Genomic DNA, 18,872 nt, shown 5'->3' with positions numbered 1-18,872 from the left:
ATTCCTCCTTACAGTTCTAGAAGTTAAAGTATAAAAAGGTTGTAATTCGGCTGAAGAATAACAGCGAGAACAAAATGATAAATGCCATTACAAATGCTGTTTTCCAGCTATACTGAAAATTATGTTTGTTCAACAGATGAAGGGGATTCCAGAGAATGATCGTCATTAAGATGAGAATCAGGATGATTGCCCATTTAAGCGATCCAATAGATTGCATAGATACCCCGTTAAGTCCACTCATCCCTTTCAACAAACGAAATGCCTGCGATATATGTTCTGCACGGAAAAATACCCATGTGATGTTCACAAATATGAAAGTCAGCAACCATGATAACCATTTGGGAAGGGAGAAGCCCCAGCGTCCCCAACATTTCTCTACAGCTTGTCCTACTCCATGCAAGAGCCCCCACAGGATGAACAGCCAACCCGCACCGTGCCAGAAACCACCGAGCAGAAAAGTAATAATGACATTTCGGATCGAAATCCAGAAGCTTTTCCGGTTGCCGCCAAGTGGAATGTAGATATAATCTCTAAGAAAATGGCTGAGCGTAATATGCCAGCGTCTCCAGAAATCGCGGATGCTTACGGCTCGGTAGGGTTCATTGAAATTTTGCGGCAGATGGATGTTGAACAGCAGTGCTATTCCAATCGCCATATCGGTATAGCCGCTGAAATCATAGTAGATTTGTAAGGTATAGGAAAGGATAGCCACCCATGAATCTACAAAATATGTTGCAGCTGCAAAACCGTTATCAGCATAACCAGCTAGGGTATCCGCTAGGATGACTTTTTTTCCTAATCCGATGCTGAAGAAGAGGGTCCCCTTCCGTATGTTGTTCCAATTCCAAACCTTATTTCGCAGTTTATCGAATTGGGGCATCATATCCTTGTGATGAAGGATGGGACCGGAGATCAGATGCGGGAAAAAAGTCACAAATAGCGTGTAATTCAAAAGATTGTACTCACGCGCTTGGTTCCGGTAAACATCAACGAGGTAGGCGATTTGTGTAAAGGTAAAGAAACTTATGCCTAAAGGCAATATAAGATGGTGCAGAGAAAGGTTGCTTGCGGTTACCTCATTCCAATTTTCTATAAAAAAATCCGTGTATTTGTAATAGCTGAGTAATAGAATATTTGTGCTTAAGCTAAAGATTAGCAGCGGCCGGCGAAGCTTAGCTGTTGTGGAATGAATGAAATGGCCCATAACATAGTTAAATAAGATGGATAACAAGATTAGAGGGACATATTTTATGTTCCAATACCCGTAAAAAACTAAAGAGGCGAGGGTAAGCCATACCTTAGCACAGAGTGTGAGACGAAGACGATTCAGAATAAAATATCCGGCCAGCACGATAGGCAGAAAACCAAACATAAAGGGATACGAATTAAATAGCATAACAACAATCCTCACTTATAGCAGATTTGGTATGAAATCACTATAAGCCAGAGATCTTAAGGCTTTATGTTATGAAATCTTATCATTTTCTTAATGGATGAGATTGTACAAAAAAATCCCTGCAAGCATCATTCGCTCACAGGGAAAGAGGTTTCAAATTCAGTTTGTTTGCGTGTGCTTTTGGCTGTAATGGTTCCGCCGTGAAGCTCTGCAATACTCTTGGCTATGGCCAGCCCTAAGCCACTTCCGCCTGTCTCTCGGGAGCGGGATTTATCGACACGATAAAAGCGTTTAAATAAGTGGGGGAGGTCGGATGCAGGGATAGGAGTACCGTAATTCGTACATAGAGCAACTATTCTATCGTCTTTTCTAACAACAGAAATGTCTAGAATTTTTCCTTCCTTTCCGTATCTTACGGCATTGGTAAATAGGTTCTCATACAATCGCACCAGCTCGTCCGCATCTCCGTTGATAATCAGAGGAGCTGTATCTGTATGAATGCGGTAGGTCATATCTGCTTGTTCCAGTACGGGTGCAAATTCCTCAATCAGCTGTTCGAGCAGCTTGCCGAGATCTACAGGCTCAATATTTAGCGGTAATCCGCTGCTGCTGACGCGAGTGTATTCAAATAAATCGTCGATTAGCTTTTTAAGAGTCAAAGATTTCTCATAGGCAATATTCACATAATAACGCAGCTCAACCTCGTTTTTATAACGATCCTTCTCCACATATTCAAGGAATCCGAGAACAGAGGTTAGTGGGGTTCGGAGGTCATGGGACACACCTGTGATTAGGTCGTTTTTGGCTTTTGCAGCGGCTCGTTCTTCCTCTATAGCAGATTTTAGCTTGCCAGCCATAGTGTTCATATTTTCAGCGAGCTTTCCGAGTTCATCCGTACCTGTTACCGGCACCGTGAAAGACAAATTGCCATCCGCAATGGCCTGAACTCCGCTAGTAATGTTGTGAAGATTCTTAGTTGTATTTCTGGACAGTTTTAGGATGAAAAAAATAAATAAAGGAATCCCTATAAGAATCACAACTGGCGTTGATCCAATGGTATTGATCACCCAGAGAATGAGTCTGACTCCCCAAAAGGAGCGTGAAGGATTTAACCACAGCAATAGTGAAGTGCCGTAATAGCCGCCCATTAAGATTAAAGCGGTGAGTGCTAGGCTCGTTAAGCTGAAGCCAACTATTTTCCAGGATAGGGTGTCGAATCGTTTAAAGTTCAACTAGAAGGACCTCCTTTTTCCAGTTTGTAGCCAACGCCCCATACCGTTTTTAAGTATTGTGGTTTACGCGGATTTTCTTCTATTTTTTCTCTGATTTTACGAATATGCACCATAAGTGTATTGTTGCTTTCCAGGAATTGTTCTTTCCATACTTTGGCGTAGATCTGCTCCATGCTTAGGACTTGTCCCTTATTACGGGCGAGCAGCTCTAGAATCGCAAATTCTCGCGGGGTAAGCTTAACGGGCTGATCATCCACACTTACTTCATGCGTAACCGAATTAATAACCAGACCATCAATGATGATTTCATCCTGTTTGGCGGCGTTTAGATCTGCCATGTAATTTCGAGTTCTGCGCAGCTGGGATTTAACACGGGCAACTAACTCCAGCGGACTAAAAGGTTTCGTAACATAATCATCTGCACCTACGCTAAGTCCGGTGATTTTATCAAGTTCCTGCCCTTTAGCAGATAACATGATGATCGGAAATTTTTGCGTTTCTCGAATTTTAATACAAGCCTCAATGCCGTCCATATTAGGCATCATGATATCAAGAACCATGAGGTCTATAATCTCTCTATTGATAATTTCGAGTGCTTCCAGCCCGTCTTTGGCAGTTAACAGCCGGTAACCCTCGTTCTCCAGATAGATCTGCATTAGTTTAATAATCTCGGCCTCGTCGTCCACCAATAGCAGCGTTGCGTTGTGCATTTCTCAGCGTCCTTTCTTGCTTGTAAAGCGCAATTCTTGCTATAAGAAGTATACAACATTTTCTTGTTTGGAAGCCTCATTTGAAGACCAGTGAAGGCAAAGGTACTGTATAGCAGCTAATAAATTAGTGGAATAAAAGACCAAATCCGCCACAGCATTATGCCAGTTTGGTTTTTCCTTTTAGTTTGCTCTGATCGCTGTACCTCAATCCATGTGTTGATCTGTAGATAATACATTCTCAGCCATGGCTCTATCATGTAAGAAATAATTCTTAAACTTTATTTAACAGGAAACTTCTTAACAGCGGTGGCAGATAAAAGTAAAGGGAAACTTAATAGTTTCTTAACAAGTCTTAAGAAATAGGAAGCTACTATGCTATAATAATTTCAAATTATATATGTTGGGGGTTATTTGGTATATGTGGAAAGAATTTAAAGCTTTTGCCTTAAAAGGAAATGTTCTTGATTTAGCGGTTGCGGTCATTATTGGAGCTGCATTCGGAAAGATTGTAACTTCATTAGTAAATGACATTATTATGCCAATTGCAGGTTTGCTTACGGGTGGTATAGATTTAAAGGACAGGGTGCTTGAAGTCACTACGGACCTGAAAATACCTTACGGACTATTTTTACAATCGGTTGTGGATTTCTTTATTATTTCGTTCTCCATCTTTCTGGTGATCAAGCTCGCCAATAAATTTCAGCGCAAAGAAGCCGTTAAAGTTGAAGTGGTAGAGACTCCAGCACCTGCAGAGGATATCGTGCTGCTTACGGAAATTCGTGATCTTTTGAAACAACAAGAACGTGGTTTGTAATCCTGAAATATAACCAAGAAGCGCCAGGAGTCCTTGTCCTAGCGCTTTTTGGTTTCCTTTTATAAACTCAGTACAATCTATAATCTAGTTACAAATTTTAAGTAAATATAATAAACGCACTTGCATTTCGCTGGTGTAAGTGATAATTTTGTTAGTAAGGAAAACTTGAACCTCAATTAAATAAAGGATCAATCCTTCAGGGCAGGGTGTAATTCCCTACCGGCGGTGATGCTGTTGTAGAAGTAACTTATTCAGTTCATCTACAGTGCTCAGTCCGCTACCCGGCTCGCGTTGTTGACGCGAACGGTGGACCTGGTGAAATTCCGGGACCGACAGTATAGTCTGGATGGAAGAAGGAGAGGTTGACCGCTTGTCTGCAATGGACTGGCGGATCGCAGTGTTTTCATATAATCATGTGCGATATTTCACAATACCCGTCAATTGACGGCTGTTTAAGCACACTTTTATTTGGACTGCCGATGAACTCTCGCATAACCCATCTTGAACTCCTCCTGGAGAATGAGATGGGTTTTTCTGTTTTTTTAGCTTAAGAATTGACAGCAGTGGATAGGAGGAAGAGATGGACAACATGAATGATGAGTTTTATATGTCGCTAGCACTGGACATGGCCGAACGTGCCCAAGGACAGACGGGAATTAACCCTGTTGTTGGCTGCGTTGTGGTGAAGAATGGAGCAATGATTGGACTCGGAACTCATTTACAGCGAGGTACGGGGCATGCCGAGGTGCACGCTTTGAATATGGCAGCTGGGCAGGCACAGGGCAGTACGGCATATGTCACACTAGAACCGTGCAGCCATTATGGAAAAACTCCACCTTGCAGCCAAAGGCTGATCGATGAAGGGGTAGCTAGGGTTGTAGTTGCTTGTGAAGACCCCAACCCCCAGGTGGCAGGAAGAGGAATCCAAATGCTGCGTGACCAAGGGATTGAGGTCGAAGTCGGTTTGTTGCGTGATCGCGCGCTTCGATTGAATGAGCGTTTTATCAAATATATTTTGACAAAACAACCTTTTGTTACGCTGAAGAGTGCAAGTACACTTGATGGCAATCTAGCTACCAAATCTGGTGACAGTAAATGGATTTCGAATGGGGAAGCGCGGGAGATCGTACATACGCTGCGGCATCGGCATCAGGGTATCATGGTCGGTGTGAATACAGTGATTGCTGATAATCCCTCTCTGACAACAAGAACAGAAGTGCCTGGCATTAACCCGACGCGGATCATCATTGATTCCGGGCTACGTATTCCTCTGGATTCGGCAGTTGTATGTGATGGTCAAGCGCCTACACTTATTGTAACAACCGATGCTGCAGATCCTGCTAAAAAGGCTGCACTGCTGGAAGCAGGCATTCAAATCGTTGTGTGCGGAGCAGGTCCAAGAGTGGAGCTGAAGGCGGCCATGATATCTCTTGGCGAAATGGAGATAGGCTCTATTTTACTGGAAGGCGGGGGGACGCTGAATGGCGCGATGCTGGAGAGCGGGCTAGTGGATCGTGTGATTCTTTTCTTCGCTCCAAAAATTGTCGGCGGTGGTGCAGAAGCGAAAGGGACTTTCGTATTTCCGGGTGTAGAGCTGATGAAGGATGCGATCTCACTTGAAGGATTGGAAGTAAAAGTGCTAGGAGATAATGTATGTATCAGCGGTACTCCGGTACGCTAACAAAAGCTATGCAAGAAGTGAATTTAGGAAGTAATGCTTTTTAGGAGGGATATCATGTTCACCGGATTAATTGAAGAGGTTGGTGTTTTGCGCAGTGTCTCCGCCGGTGGGGAAATGATGGTGCTGAATATTGCCGCTTCGGTCATCATGGATGATCTAAAAATCGGTGACAGTGTGTCCGTCAATGGGGTTTGTCTCACGGCGACAACTTTGGGCGATCATTCCTTTACAGTGGATGTAATGCCGCAGACCTACCGGAATAGCAATCTGAAGGAGCTGAAGCCCGGCAGCCGGATGAATCTGGAACGAGCGATGGCAGCCGGCGGGCGTTTTGGAGGGCATATTGTTCAAGGACATGTTGATGGCACTGCCATTATTAAAAGTGTAAAACGTGATCAGAATGCTGTTGTATTCGAGATTGCACCGGATCGTAAATCACTATTTAAATATATTATCCCCAAGGGATCGATCACGATCGACGGCATTAGTTTAACTGTAGTGAAGACTACAGCCACATCGCTTGCAGTGTCCATTATTCCGCATACGTTAGGGGAAACAGTTCTGACGCACAAACGGGCCGGGGATAGTGTAAATATCGAGTGTGACGTACTTGGCAAATATGTAGATCATTTATTGCATTATGGCTCAGCCGCCCAAGATGAGGAAGGCGAGAGCCGCTCCGGGATTAGTCATGATTTTTTGGCGGCGAACGGGTTTGTTTAAATAAAGAGTTTGCTTACGAAGAAGGGAATAATCTTTCGTAAAGCTTTTAGGAGGATAGGATCATGAGCGAGCAATCGAAAAAGGAAAGTGTCTTGGATCCGATTGAAGAAGCAATATATGACTTAATGCGCGGTAAAGTCATCATTGTAGTGGATGATGAAGATCGTGAGAATGAAGGGGATTTTATAGCCCTTGCTGAACGTGCGACACCAGAGGTCATCAATTTTATGATTACTGAGGGACGTGGATTGGTGTGTATGCCTATTACCCAGGAGCGTGCGGCAGAACTTGAACTGCAAGCCATGGTAACCCACAATACCGATAATCACGGTACGGCTTTTACCGTATCTGTTGACCATAAAGATACAACCACTGGGATCTCTGCGGGGGAAAGATCTTTGACCGTTAAAGCCATGATCGATCCAAAAGCGAAACCTGCTGATTTCCGCAGACCGGGGCATATGTTCCCGCTGATTGCGAAAAAAGGTGGCGTTCTGCGCCGCTCCGGACATACGGAGGCTGCTGTTGATCTAGCGCGGATGTGTGGCGCTTATCCAGCCAGTGTCATTTGCGAGATTATCAAGGAAGATGGCTCAATGGCCCGCTTACCTGATCTAATCGAAATTGCCCGCAAGCATGATCTTAAGCTGATCAGTATCAAGGATCTTATTCATTATCGCAACGAAAAAGAACAACTCGTCACACGCGAAGTGTCTGTACGACTTCCTACCGATTTTGGAGATTTCCAGACCATTGCTTATACAAATGAAGTGGATGATAAAGAGCATGTAGCTTTGGTAAAAGGCGATATTTCCGGCGATGAGCCAGTGCTTGTACGTGTACATTCCGAATGCTTGACTGGTGATGTATTCCACTCCCATCGCTGTGATTGCGGCCCGCAATTTGAAGCTGCACTGCGGCAGATCGAAACTGCCGGTAGGGGAGTGTTACTCTATATGCGCCAAGAAGGCAGAGGCATTGGCCTTATCAATAAGCTTCGGGCTTACAAGCTGCAAGAGGAAGGTCTTGACACTGTAGATGCGAATCTAAAGCTTGGTTTTCCAGCAGATTTGCGTGACTATGGAATTGGAGCACAGATTCTGAAGGATCTGGGTGTGCGCCAAATCCGTCTGCTCACGAACAACCCGCGTAAGATCAAAGGGCTGGAGGGTTATGGGTTGGAAGTCGTTGAGCGAGTGCCGATACAAATGCCGGAGAACAAGGACAACACCAATTATCTCCACACGAAGCAAGCGAAGCTTGGACATATGCTGTCTTTTGACGATATTGAACAAAATGAGGATTCGAAAGCTTAACCATACATTATAAAAAACGAAGGGTAGATGATGGATATGCCAAAATATTTAGAAGGTCACTTAGTTTCTGAGGGGTTAAAATACGGAGTTGTTGTAGGACGCTTTAATGAATTTATTACCAGCAAGCTTTTGTCAGGTGCACTTGATGCCTTTAAACGCCATGGTGTTGGTGATGATGAAGTGGATGTTGCTTGGGTTCCAGGGGTATTTGAAATTCCGTTGATCGCGCAAAAAATGGCTGAAAGCGGCAAATACGACGCTGTAATCACCTTAGGAACGGTTATCCGTGGTTCCACTACACACTATGATTATGTATGTAATGAAGTTGCCAAAGGAGTAGCCGCTATCAATCTTAAGACCGGCGTGCCGACCATTTTTGGCGTAGTTACTACTGAAAATATTGAACAGGCCATCGAGCGTTCAGGAACCAAAGCAGGCAATAAAGGCTGGGATGCTGCGACTGCTGCGATTGAAATGGCGAATCTTAACAAGCTGTTTAAGTAAGTCAGCTATTGACGAATCAGTCGAATTCGTGCTTATTTATAGTATAAGAAGAAAGCATGGATTATAAGAGCCCTTTCTACTTGTGTAGCGTCCAGACGGGCGCTGCACTTTACTTTTTTTGGCGGGAGGATGCTTCGTGACTGTATTGTACAAGCTGGAGACGTTTGAAGGTCCGCTGGATCTGCTCTTGCATTTAATTGATAAGGCGGAAATCGACATCCAGGACATTCCGGTCGCCGAGATCACCGAACAGTATATGGAATACCTGCGTAGCATGCAGGAGCTTGAATTGGATATTACGAGTGAATTTCTCGTGATGGCCGCTACCCTTTTATCTATAAAGAGCAAGCTATTGCTGCCCAAACCACCGGTCATTGAGATCGATGATTTTGAATATTACGAAGAGGATGAATTTGATCCACGAGCTGAACTTGTTCAGCGACTGATTGAGTATCGTAAGTTCAAGAGTATTGCTGTACATTTAATGGATATGGAGAGCGAGCGGAGCTTGATTTTTACGAAGGAGCCTGAGGATTTGGGTCCATTCGTGCCAGAAGAGATTGATCAAACGCTAAAAGGACTACATACCTCAGACTTAATAGCCGCTTTTCGTAAAGCGCTAAGTAAGGCTGCCAGAAGGTCTTCTTACCAGCGGATCACCCGGGATGAAATATCGGTAAAAGATCGTATACGTGATGTATCAGATGCGCTGCAGCGCAGAGGAACAGGCGGTAAGCTGCATTTCTCGGCACTGCTTCACGATGAAATGGCACGGCACGAAATCGTAGTTACTTTTCTTGCGATTCTGGAACTGATGAAAATGAAGGCGATTTTTTGCTACCAAGAGAAATTGTTTGATGACATCGTAATGGAGTGGAGAGGAGGAGAACACTTCAATGGATTACAAAACGCTGAAATCGATTATTGAAGGCCTGCTGTTTCTATCAGGGGATGAAGGAATCTCCGTACGCCAAGTGGCTGAAATTACGGAACAGCGCCCAGAGCTTGCAGCCGGAGCATTAGAGGAACTAAAAGAAGATTATGTAGCACAGGAGCGGGGCTTACAGGTAGTGCAAATTGCCGGGAATTATCGGCTGGCTACATTGCCTGATCATGCCCACTATTTTGAGCGTCTGGCCTATTCACCATCCAGATCAACCTTGTCTCAGGCTGCCTTAGAGACTCTCGCAATCGTGGCTTATCGCCAACCGATTACGCGGGTGGAGATTGAAGAGATCCGGGGTGTGAAGTCGGAACGCGCAATTCATACGCTGAATAACAAGGATTTGATTCATGAGGTTGGTCGTGCGGAAGCGGTAGGCCGGCCAATTTTGTACGGGACGACTAAATCCTTCTTGGAGAGCTTTGGTCTTGCCAGTCTAAAGGATCTGCCGGAACCGACAAATTTTGAGTCCACGGATAATTTGGAAGAAGAGACACAGCTATTGTTCAATAAGCTGGATACTCAAATGACTTTTGAGGATGTCGAGCTGCCTTAGTTCGTACGAGAACGCTAATAATTGTATTGAAGGGACTGCCCTTAAACCATTTATGTGGTTTGGGACAGTCCCTATTTTTATTTAAGCTCATATTTTTTATGCAAACCCCGAATTTTTTCCAGCTTAAATTGCCATACTAAACCAAAGGTTCCCATTATTAAGGTTTCTTGGAGGTAAATACGTGACGTTATGGCTTGCAATTCCCCTTGTTTTGCTTGTACTGGCACTGATCCTGGTCCTGTCTTCATCTATCGATTTCCGCATACGGTGTTATAAACATGGAAAAAATGACCTGCTCGAATTAGATGTTACCTCTCTTTTTGGTTTGATAAAGCTTCACTATGAACTTCCCCAATTGGTCTTTAAGGGATTGGAGCAGGGTGTGTGGGGAAAGTTTAAAGAGACAGGGACTGCGACGACAGGTGTAGATACCGTAAAAGAAGAGATATTTGATAAAGAAAGAGTAATGCACTGGCGCGCCAATGTTAACCAAGCTGTGAAATCTACACGCGGCTTGAAGGAATGGTTAAAAGAGACTGTAGCTCATGTCAAAATATCAAAGCTCGATTGGTCCACCGATTTCTCTCTTGGTGATGCAGCAGACACTGCGACCGCATCGGGAGCGGTTTGGGGCCTGAAATGGAGTATTGTTGGTTTTATTTCGCAGTGGGTGAAATTGCAGCAGCATCCTCGAATTTTTGTTAAGCCTGTTTTTGAAGATGAGCTTTGTTTTGCAATGGAGTTTGTCTGTAAGGGGAAAATGTCAGTCGGCTATACTTTGTATGCCTTAATGCGACTATCTCGGCGTGTCTTGCGTGAAAAAGGCGGGATCGGCCATTGGAGAAATCTGCTGAAACAGATGCGTCAGGAGCCACACGGGAAAGTTTAAAATGAAAGTTACATACAAATGGGCGGATGTGGGGATGATATACGCTGTAGAAGAAAGAGAAATCGTACTCAATTAAAGGAGGAAACAATATGAGCGACCATCCTATTCAAGGCCTAATGCAAACAGCGATGGAAAATATCAAGGGTATGGTAGATGTGAATACCATTGTCGGTGATCCAGTACAAACCCCTGACGGCAGCATTATCCTGCCTATCAGTAAAGTTGCCTTTGGATTTGCTGCTGGTGGTAGTGATTATCGAGTAGAAGATTCTATAAGTGGTTCAAGCTCCCAAGGTGGAGTCAAAATGCTTCCATTTGGTGGAGGTAGCGGGGGAGGCGTTTCCATTCGACCGATCGCTTTTTTAGTGGTAGGTAAGGATGGAGTGAATATTGTCCCTCTGGACAATCAAACTCACCTATTCGAAAAAATCATCGATGCAACACCAGGGCTCATCGACAAAATTCAAACGATGTTCCAAACCGGCAATGCTGCAGCTCAAACGCCGCCAACACCTGCCACACCGGCAGCAGCACCTGTTAAAACCGATCCAAGTACATCTCAATCTTCAACTCATTAGGTACACATAATTCTACAAATAGCCTCGGGGATATCGCCATACACAGGCGGTGTCCCTTTTTTGACGTGTCAGAAAGTATATTTTGATCCCCAAATTACCTGAGAATGTATCGAAGCAAAGCCTCACGTTGTGGGGATATTTTGTGTGGAACATCCCAAGGAGTGGACATACCCTAAGGCTGGTCCGCATACACTTGTACAACATAAACACTTTTACTTAAGATCCGATAAGAAGCCGGAGGATGAACATGAAGACAATAACCCGTAAATGGCCATTCGCCTTAATATTGTGCCTTTCGCTGCTGCTTCTGGCGCCGCTATCTTCAATTCAGGCCGAGAACAGCTCTATCTCTACACATGCAAGAGCAGCGGCACTGATTGATGTGGAATCTGGGCGTATTTTGTACAGCAGCCGTGGGGATGAGCCTATGCTTATTGCCAGCTTGACCAAAATTATGACCGCCCTCGTCGCCATTGAGAATGGTGATTTAGCCTCTAAAGTCAAAGTAGGAAAAAATGCCTATGCGAAAGAAGGCTCTTCTATTTACTTGCAGCAGGGAGAAGAGATGACGCTGGAAAATATGCTGTATGGCCTGATGCTGCGCTCAGGGAATGATGCAGCAACGGCGATCGCTGAGCATATCGGTGGTTCTGAGGAAGGTTTTGTATACCTTATGAACGCTAAGGCTGAGGAGCTAGGGTTAACCCATACTCATTTTGCTAATCCCCATGGTCTTGACGCTGAAGGGCATTATTCTAGTGCTAACGACTTGGCTGTTCTGACCGCTTATGCTCTTCATAATCCTGTATTTAAAGAAATTGTGAAGACGCAGGAGAAAACTGCAGACAATCCAAATGAGAAATGGGATTACAAATGGAGAAACAAAAATAAGATGCTGTATTTATACGAGGGAGCGGACGGAGTAAAGACAGGTTATACCAAAAAAGCACTGCGCTGCCTTGTCAGCTCTGCCACCAGAAACGGCCAGCAGCTTGTCGCCGTTACTATAAATGACGGCGATGACTGGAATGATCATGCTTCCCTGTTAAACTTCGGGTTTAATCACTATCCGCTCAAAACACTGATCGAACGTGGTGATGCCGTGACGGGCTATAACTTTGTAACCTCCAAAACCTTTGCTTATCCACTTGGACAAGGTGAACAAAATAGAGTGATCACGAAACTTGTTTTAAATCAGAAGGAAAGTGCTTCAGCCGAAGCTACACGAGCGAATTTTGGATTGCAAGGGGCGCTTGTGCTGGAGCTGGGCGGAAAAGAAATAGGTCGCGTGCCGGTGTATACTCCTGAGAACCTGCCTCCTGAGCAATCTGCTTATATGAAAAAGTACAGTCCAACACTAGCACAGGCTTACCCGGCAAATAATTGGTTCCAGGCGCTGGGCAGTGCACTGAAGGCTCTATTTGAAATGGGAGCGAGTTCGAAATAAGAAAATGGGCTGATGAATGAAGAAGGAGGCGTATCCATGATTAACGGGATTTGGCTAGGAATGATCATCATCGGTTTTCTGTTCGCCGCCGTTAACGGCAGAATGGATGAGTTTACAGCCGCCGTATTCGACGGAGCCAAGAGTGGGGTAACGGTAAGTTTTGGCTTAATCAGTGTGCTTGTGTTCTGGCTTGGGATTATGAAGATAGCAGAAGATGCAGGTTTGCTTAAAAAGATTGCCAAGGTGCTTGGCCCTGTCGTAGCTTTTTTATTCCCTGATGTGCCGAAAGGGCATCCTGCCATAGGATATATTCTCTCCAATATGAGTGCTAATCTGCTCGGACTAGGCAATGCCGCAACGCCAATGGGCATCAAGGCGATGCAGGAGCTGCAAAAGCTCAACCCTGATAAAGAGACCGCGACACCAGCCATGTGTACTCTTCTAGCGCTTAACACAGCAAGCATTACGCTTATCCCGGCCACACTGATTGCCATCCGGTTAAACTATGGTTCAGCCGATCCCGCAGGCATAGTAGGTACAACACTTGCAGCAACGGCCGTGGCTACACTCGCAGCGATTGCGGCAGACCGGTTTTTCCGAAGGTTGACTTTATTGCGCAAACCGCCGAAGCCCCCTTCAGCAAAGTCCGGGGTTCCTCCTTTGGCGAAGACAACACTCCCTAATTCCTCATTGAAAGGGTGAACGTGATTTGTACCAGTTTATCAGTCTCATATCGGCATGGGCGATTCCGGTCATGATCACGTTCATCCCGCTCTATGCTTTTACGCGCAAAGTGCCAGTCTACGAATCCTTTGTTGAAGGTGCGAAAGATGGGTTTGGCACGGCCATTGCGATTATTCCCCATCTTGTGGGGATGCTGGTTGCGATCAGCGTTTTTCGCGCTTCCGGTGCGCTGGATTTTTTTATGGGCTTCATATCCCCAGCCCTGCGGGGGCTTGGTGTTCCGGCAGAAGTATTGCCGCTTGGTCTTCTGAGGCCGCTTACGGGGACTGGGTCGCTTGCTTATACTACGGATCTAATCCGTGTGCATGGCCCGGATTCTTTAATTGGTATGATTGCTTCCACCATACAGGGGAGCACAGATACTACGCTTTATGTTTTGACCGTTTACTTTGGAGCTGTAGGCGTACGGAATGGCCGTTATGCGCTTAAGGTTGGCCTGTTCTCCGATGTTGTCGGCTTTGTCGCCGCGATCGCTGTGTGTTTGCTATTATTTGGATAGTCACCCCATTGCCCCCCTGAACATATGCTATTGCAGCAATGTGGAGGGGGCATTCCGCAATGAACTATAAAGGCTTTATTCTGCATCATTCTAGCTGCACATCCATTAACGGTAAAGGTTTTGACTTCTGGGTAGGAGTGGATGGCGCAATTTATGCAGCACCGCTACTGACAGATCCGGAGTATATTCATATTTGTTTGGAAGGTGATTTTGGTAAGAAAGTGGGCGATCCTCCAATATCCGGAAGGCAGGAGCAGCTTTTTGCAACGGCTAAACTCGTTTTAGAATTAGTAGAACGCTACCAAATCTCCCCTTTAATCATCGAACCCCACAATAATTCCTGCCCAGGAGCATTTTTTCCTTGGAATGAACTTGTGATTTATCCCTCTGATGGTTATCATTGATCTGAGGTGACTAGTCGAATATGGAAAGATTACAGAAAATTTTGGCGCAGGCCGGTGTGGCGTCCAGACGCAAGTGTGAAGAAATGATTTTGGCCGGTAAAGTGGAAGTCAACGGGGAACTCGTAACTACGCTTGGCACGAAGGTGGACCCCGCAACAGATATTATTAAAGTTTCCGGTAGACTGATCCGGGGCGAGAACAAAATCTATATTATGTTCAACAAACCTAAGGGAGTAATCACAAGCGCTTCCGATCCAAAAGGTCGTAAGGTTGTAACTGACTACCTAAAAGGAATTACTGAACGGGTTTACCCTGTAGGCCGGCTCGATTACGATACGGAAGGTTTGCTGCTGCTGACGAATGATGGGGACTTTGCTAACTTGCTGACTCATCCGAAGCATCATGTACCTAAGACGTATCATGCTACGGTCAAGGGTATACCGCATGGCACTGCATTGGACAAGCTGAAAGCTGGCATCAAGCTGGAAGATGGCATGACAGCGCCTGCGGAAGTAGAGTACAAGGATATTGATGAGGCAAATAAGGAAGCGGTTATCAGCATCACGATTCACGAGGGACGTAACCGTCAGGTACGACGCATGTTTGATGCGATTTCACACCCCGTACTCCGTCTGAAACGGATTTCATTCGGGGATATTATGCTGCAAAATCTCAAACGTGGCTCTTACCGTCATTTGACCAAGGATGAAATTAACCATCTGCAGCAAATTGCCAAAGCAGGATTGCTTAAAGAAAGAACTCCACGTAAAGAGTCATAAAGACACAGAATATTCACAATTAAACCCCCTAAAGCTGTGACGAAATTCGCTATAATGTTCATAGGATGTTCACACCTTACAACATAAGTATGAGTTGCGTCACAGAAGGGGGCTTTACGTGTGGGTAAAGCAAGAAAACCAATTCAAATCGTGATTCTGTTTCTAATTGTTATAGTGGGCGGTTATGCCATCGGTTCCTCTGTATTTGGGGGAAGCGGCAAACCAGAGGAAGGGAGCAAAGCACCTTCCTTTGATTTGCTTGGGCTTGACGGTCTGGCTCATACCCTAGACGAATATAAGGGCAAGACTATTGTGCTTAATTTCTGGGGCTCTTGGTGTGCACCTTGTGTCAAAGAAATGCCGGCTCTCCAAGCGCAATGGGAGAAATGGAAGGACAAAGACGTAGTGGTCTTAGGCATTAATGTGGGCGAAGACCGGATGACTGTCGAGAATTTTGTGAAGCAGGTAAACATCGATTTTCCGATTTTGATGGACACTGGACGTGATGCTGTACGAAGTTATGGTATTTCTCCGCTGCCAACTACCTTATTCATTAATTCCAAGGGTAAAATTGACAACATTCATATCGGCCAGCTTGATTTGAATTCACTTGATGATCAAATTGGGAAGCTGGTGGATTGATGAGTGAACGCGAGGCATTTATAACCAACACCAAATGTGAATGTGGTCACCAGAACCCTGTAGGTACTGTTTTATGCGAAGCATGCGGGAAGCCGTTGGGGAAGGAATCAGACTGGGGCGAGAATTTGGAAATGCGTTACGATGGCGTAGCTCGCCGATCTCAGCGCGTTAACCCGGGGATTATTGATCGGGTGTGGAACTTTTTCTCTTCCGTCAAAATAGCGATCTACCTGATCGTGTTGACACTTATAGGCTCTATGCTGGGGACGATTTTCCCGCAGGAGAGTACTTTTCTTAATATTGATGCCTCAGTTTATTACAAGCAAGAGTACGGAACAGCCGGATATATTTATCACAAACTTGGACTTTCACATACATACGAATCCTGGTGGTTTGTAACTCTACTCGTAATGATCGGCGCTTCACTTGTGATCTGTAGCTTGGATCGAGTACTTCCGCTCTATAAGGCCTTAACCAGACAGAAGATTCGGAAACATCGTCAGTTCTTAACTCGGCAAAAAGCTGTGTTAGTGACTGAAGTACAAGAGGAACCAGAAGCTTGGGTAGCCAGGGTAATTCAGCCTATGCGTAAAAAGGGCTATCGCGTGAAGACGGATGGAGGGGCTCTGCTGGCAGAGAAACATCGCTTCAGCCGCTGGGGACCTTATGTAATACATATTGGCTTAATTATTTTTTTACTTGCTGTATTAGCAAGAGGATTGCCGGGACTGAACATGGATCAGCATCTTGCTTTCCCGCAAGGGGAGATCACACAGATTCCGGACACCACCTATTATTTGAAAAATGAGAAATTTACCGTGGAGTTTTATACGGAGGAAGAGATGCCTGAGGAATTTCGCGGCAAAAAAATACTTCCAAAGCTATTCCAGACCCAAGCTGTGCTTTATGAATGCACCGCGGATTGTGGAGACCCTTCGAAGGAACCGCAGCTATCCGAGGTGACGAAACATGATATCCAAGTAAATTCACCTTTGGATTATAAAGGATTGAAAGCGTATCAGTTTGATTATGATCTGACCCCTGTGCTGCGTTCGGTACAGCCTGAGCTTAAGAATTCCACCACTGGCGAGGCGTACGGCAAATTTAAGCTGGACATGAAGAACCCTCAGCGGGCAATTCAGGCGGGTCCTTATACTTTAACTTTGAAAGAAAAGTATATGGATTTTGGTCTAAATGAGGAGGGTCAGCCGATTTCCAAATCACCTTATCCGAATGCACCTGCTTTTTTGTTCCTGATACAAGGTCCGGATCTCCCGGCGGAAGGGCAGCAGTATTTCTATTTTCCTAAACAGGTGGATAAGGCGCAGTTTCAACAGGCTGCCATTAACGATAAGCTTGGCGGGAGCAATAGATTTCTTGAGCTTGAAGTGGACAACATGAGCGACGTTGATTTTTCGGAATCGACTACTTACTTGAATATACGTATTGATCGTGCAATGCCGTTTGTATGGCTAGGTGCAGCAATCGTGATGCTGGGTTTAGTGCTTGGCTTCTACTGGCAGCATAGACGTATCTGGCTTACCGTTGCTAACGGGGAGCTTATCCTCGGAGGACATACGAACAAGAACTGGTTCGGGTTCCGCCGTGAGATCGTTTCTATTTTAGAAAAAGTAGATCTGGTAGTCGATGAAAAATCATTAGATAATGGAGGAGGCCTTTCATGAGCTTGCTCGACATCAGCAGCGCTGTCTTTATTGCCGCATTTTTATTATACAGCGGTTCGTTTATGTTATTCACTATCGCCATCATGGGTCGCAAGTGGTCAGGCCGCAAGCCGGAGGAACATACAGCGCGTTGGGGCAAAATTGCTTTTATTTTCTCTTCAATAGGTCTTATCTTTCATCTTATTTATTTCTTTACACGCTGGGCGGGCTCAGGGCATATTCCGGTCAGCAACATGTATGAGTTCATGACTTTTTTATCGATGATGGTGATGGTTGCCTTTACTGTGATGTACGCTATTTATCGTAAGGTAATCTTGGGTCTTTTTGCAGTTCCAATCAGTATTATTGTGATGGCTTATGCCGCAGTATTTCCACAGGAAGTACAGCCGCTGATTCCATCTCTTCAATCGAACTACTTAAAGATTCACGTAACACTGGCTGCACTAGGTGAATCCTTCTTCGCAGTAGGGTTTGCGGCGGGACTGATGTATCTGCTGCGAACAGTCAATTTTTCCAGTAAAGAGAAGGCGGATCGCAAGCAACAGAGGCTGGTCGAATTTACTCTCTTTTCAATCATTGTTATAATTGGGTTTCTGGGTTCTGTTTTTGCATTCCGCGGAGCAGGCTATGAAACTGTTTTTGTCCGTACGAACGTTACGATTGACAGCCCCGGGCAGGAAAATAGTACAATAGAGAAAGTGAGTTATCGAATGCCGCCGATTGTGGCACCTCACAATAGCGAAATTGAGAGCTTCCAGTCGTTTCTTGGCATAAAAGAACCACTCTTTGAGGCACCATCTTGGATGAATGGTGTAAATGCTGGACGGAAGTTTAATACTGTAATTTGGTCACTCCTTTCGGGATTAATCCTCTACGGAGTTCTTCGCTTGATCGTACGTAAACCGCTGGGTACTGCTTTACACCCAGTGATGGACGGAATTGATGAGGGCGATCTAGATGAGATTACGTATAGGGCGATAGCCATTGGCTTTCCTATTTTCACATTAGGCGCTTTGATCTTTGCAATGATATGGGCGCAAATCGCTTGGGGAAGATTCTGGGGATGGGATCCTAAGGAAGTCTGGGCGCTTGTCACTTGGCTCTTCTATAGCGCTTATCTTCATTTACGTTTGGCTCGTGGATGGCAAGGAAGAAAATCTGCCTGGCTGGCTGTGCTTGGCTTCCTGGTCGTAATGTTTACTCTGGTTGGCGTTAATTTAGTCATCGCCGGACTTCATTCTTACGCGGGGACGGACTGAGCATAGTTTACCTGTTAACGTTGCACAATGGTTTAAAGGTTACGTTCTACTGTATTGATGAAGGGGTTGTA

At 45.1% G+C, this 18,872-nt stretch carries 20 protein-coding genes and 1 riboswitch; of the genes, 17 read left to right on the top strand and 3 right to left on the bottom strand.

The window, feature by feature from the left end; all coding sequences use genetic code 11:
* Nucleotides 1-16 precede the first annotated feature (16 nt).
* From MHB56_RS05315 to MHB56_RS05305, 3 genes are all read right to left on the bottom strand, one after another.
* Complete coding sequence (locus tag MHB56_RS05315; protein WP_341143348.1) at nucleotides 17-1,396, bottom strand: MBOAT family O-acyltransferase; 1,380 nt, start codon at nucleotides 1,394-1,396, stop codon at nucleotides 17-19.
* Between the two features lie 128 nt (nucleotides 1,397-1,524).
* A complete protein-coding gene (locus MHB56_RS05310; protein ID WP_076192231.1) occupies nucleotides 1,525-2,628 on the bottom strand; it encodes a sensor histidine kinase in 1,104 nt (367 codons plus the stop codon).
* Nucleotides 2,625-3,338 (bottom strand): response regulator transcription factor, encoded by a 714-nt coding sequence (locus MHB56_RS05305; RefSeq protein ID WP_076304025.1) that lies wholly within the window; start codon nucleotides 3,336-3,338, stop codon nucleotides 2,625-2,627. The genes MHB56_RS05310 and MHB56_RS05305 overlap by 4 nt, the downstream gene beginning before the upstream one ends.
* Nucleotides 3,339-3,756: 418 nt before the next feature.
* Here MHB56_RS05305 and mscL point away from each other — a divergent pair, with 418 nt between their 5' ends.
* The 17 genes from mscL (at nucleotide 3,757) to ccsA (ending at nucleotide 18,801) form a co-directional block, all read left to right on the top strand.
* Nucleotides 3,757-4,152: a large-conductance mechanosensitive channel protein MscL gene (gene mscL / locus MHB56_RS05300; RefSeq protein ID WP_076127447.1), complete on the top strand. Its 396-nt coding sequence runs from the start codon at nucleotides 3,757-3,759 to the stop codon at nucleotides 4,150-4,152.
* 188 nt (nucleotides 4,153-4,340) lie between these two features.
* Nucleotides 4,341-4,514: riboswitch (FMN riboswitch) on the top strand.
* Between the two features lie 218 nt (nucleotides 4,515-4,732).
* Complete coding sequence (gene ribD, locus MHB56_RS05295) at nucleotides 4,733-5,833, top strand: bifunctional diaminohydroxyphosphoribosylaminopyrimidine deaminase/5-amino-6-(5-phosphoribosylamino)uracil reductase RibD (protein WP_076304027.1); 1,101 nt, start codon at nucleotides 4,733-4,735, stop codon at nucleotides 5,831-5,833.
* 54 nt (nucleotides 5,834-5,887) lie between these two features.
* A complete protein-coding gene (gene ribE / locus MHB56_RS05290) occupies nucleotides 5,888-6,556 on the top strand; it encodes a riboflavin synthase (protein WP_076127451.1) in 669 nt (222 codons plus the stop codon).
* Between the two features lie 62 nt (nucleotides 6,557-6,618).
* Entirely contained in the window at nucleotides 6,619-7,872 is a 1,254-nt protein-coding gene (locus MHB56_RS05285; protein ID WP_076127453.1) for a bifunctional 3,4-dihydroxy-2-butanone-4-phosphate synthase/GTP cyclohydrolase II, read from the top strand.
* Nucleotides 7,873-7,908: 36 nt separating this feature from the next.
* Entirely contained in the window at nucleotides 7,909-8,376 is a 468-nt protein-coding gene (gene ribH, locus MHB56_RS05280) for a 6,7-dimethyl-8-ribityllumazine synthase (protein ID WP_036676377.1), read from the top strand.
* A 136-nt stretch (nucleotides 8,377-8,512) separates the two neighbouring features.
* Nucleotides 8,513-9,304, top strand: a complete 792-nt coding sequence (locus tag MHB56_RS05275; protein WP_036676147.1) for a segregation and condensation protein A — start codon at nucleotides 8,513-8,515, stop codon at nucleotides 9,302-9,304.
* Nucleotides 9,273-9,875, top strand: a complete 603-nt coding sequence (gene scpB / locus MHB56_RS05270; RefSeq protein WP_036676149.1) for an SMC-Scp complex subunit ScpB — start codon at nucleotides 9,273-9,275, stop codon at nucleotides 9,873-9,875. The genes MHB56_RS05275 and scpB overlap by 32 nt, the downstream gene beginning before the upstream one ends.
* A gap of 181 nt (nucleotides 9,876-10,056) precedes the next feature.
* Entirely contained in the window at nucleotides 10,057-10,764 is a 708-nt protein-coding gene (locus MHB56_RS05265; RefSeq protein ID WP_076127459.1) for a DUF2953 domain-containing protein, read from the top strand.
* A gap of 89 nt (nucleotides 10,765-10,853) precedes the next feature.
* Nucleotides 10,854-11,342 carry a GerW family sporulation protein gene (ytfJ, locus tag MHB56_RS05260; protein ID WP_076127461.1) on the top strand — a complete coding sequence of 163 codons (489 nt, stop codon included), beginning with the start codon at nucleotides 10,854-10,856 and terminating at the stop codon, nucleotides 11,340-11,342.
* A 241-nt stretch (nucleotides 11,343-11,583) separates the two neighbouring features.
* The gene (locus tag MHB56_RS05255; RefSeq protein WP_076192224.1) at nucleotides 11,584-12,789 is read left to right on the top strand and encodes a D-alanyl-D-alanine carboxypeptidase family protein; all 1,206 of its coding nucleotides are present in this window, start codon (nucleotides 11,584-11,586) and stop codon (nucleotides 12,787-12,789) included.
* A 36-nt stretch (nucleotides 12,790-12,825) separates the two neighbouring features.
* Nucleotides 12,826-13,491 carry a nucleoside recognition domain-containing protein gene (locus tag MHB56_RS05250; RefSeq protein WP_076127464.1) on the top strand — a complete coding sequence of 222 codons (666 nt, stop codon included), beginning with the start codon at nucleotides 12,826-12,828 and terminating at the stop codon, nucleotides 13,489-13,491.
* A gap of 7 nt (nucleotides 13,492-13,498) precedes the next feature.
* Nucleotides 13,499-14,032 (top strand): spore maturation protein, encoded by a 534-nt coding sequence (locus MHB56_RS05245; RefSeq protein WP_036676158.1) that lies wholly within the window; start codon nucleotides 13,499-13,501, stop codon nucleotides 14,030-14,032.
* A 59-nt stretch (nucleotides 14,033-14,091) separates the two neighbouring features.
* Nucleotides 14,092-14,436, top strand: a complete 345-nt coding sequence (locus MHB56_RS05240; protein WP_076127466.1) for an N-acetylmuramoyl-L-alanine amidase — start codon at nucleotides 14,092-14,094, stop codon at nucleotides 14,434-14,436.
* 20 nt (nucleotides 14,437-14,456) lie between these two features.
* Nucleotides 14,457-15,215 (top strand): pseudouridine synthase, encoded by a 759-nt coding sequence (locus MHB56_RS05235; protein ID WP_036676166.1) that lies wholly within the window; start codon nucleotides 14,457-14,459, stop codon nucleotides 15,213-15,215.
* 120 nt (nucleotides 15,216-15,335) lie between these two features.
* Entirely contained in the window at nucleotides 15,336-15,857 is a 522-nt protein-coding gene (locus MHB56_RS05230) for a redoxin domain-containing protein (RefSeq protein WP_038572444.1), read from the top strand.
* The gene (gene resB / locus MHB56_RS05225; protein WP_076127467.1) at nucleotides 15,857-17,542 is read left to right on the top strand and encodes a cytochrome c biogenesis protein ResB; all 1,686 of its coding nucleotides are present in this window, start codon (nucleotides 15,857-15,859) and stop codon (nucleotides 17,540-17,542) included. Before MHB56_RS05230 ends, resB begins: the two co-directional genes overlap by 1 nt.
* Nucleotides 17,539-18,801 (top strand): cytochrome c biogenesis protein CcsA, encoded by a 1,263-nt coding sequence (ccsA, locus tag MHB56_RS05220; protein ID WP_076127469.1) that lies wholly within the window; start codon nucleotides 17,539-17,541, stop codon nucleotides 18,799-18,801. Before resB ends, ccsA begins: the two co-directional genes overlap by 4 nt.
* Nucleotides 18,802-18,872 lie beyond the last annotated feature (71 nt).

The organism is Paenibacillus sp. FSL H8-0315 (assembly GCF_038005365.1).
Lineage (GTDB): Bacteria > Bacillota > Bacilli > Paenibacillales > Paenibacillaceae > Paenibacillus_AQ > Paenibacillus_AQ odorifer.
This window is presented reverse-complemented; position numbering and strand designations above follow the sequence as displayed.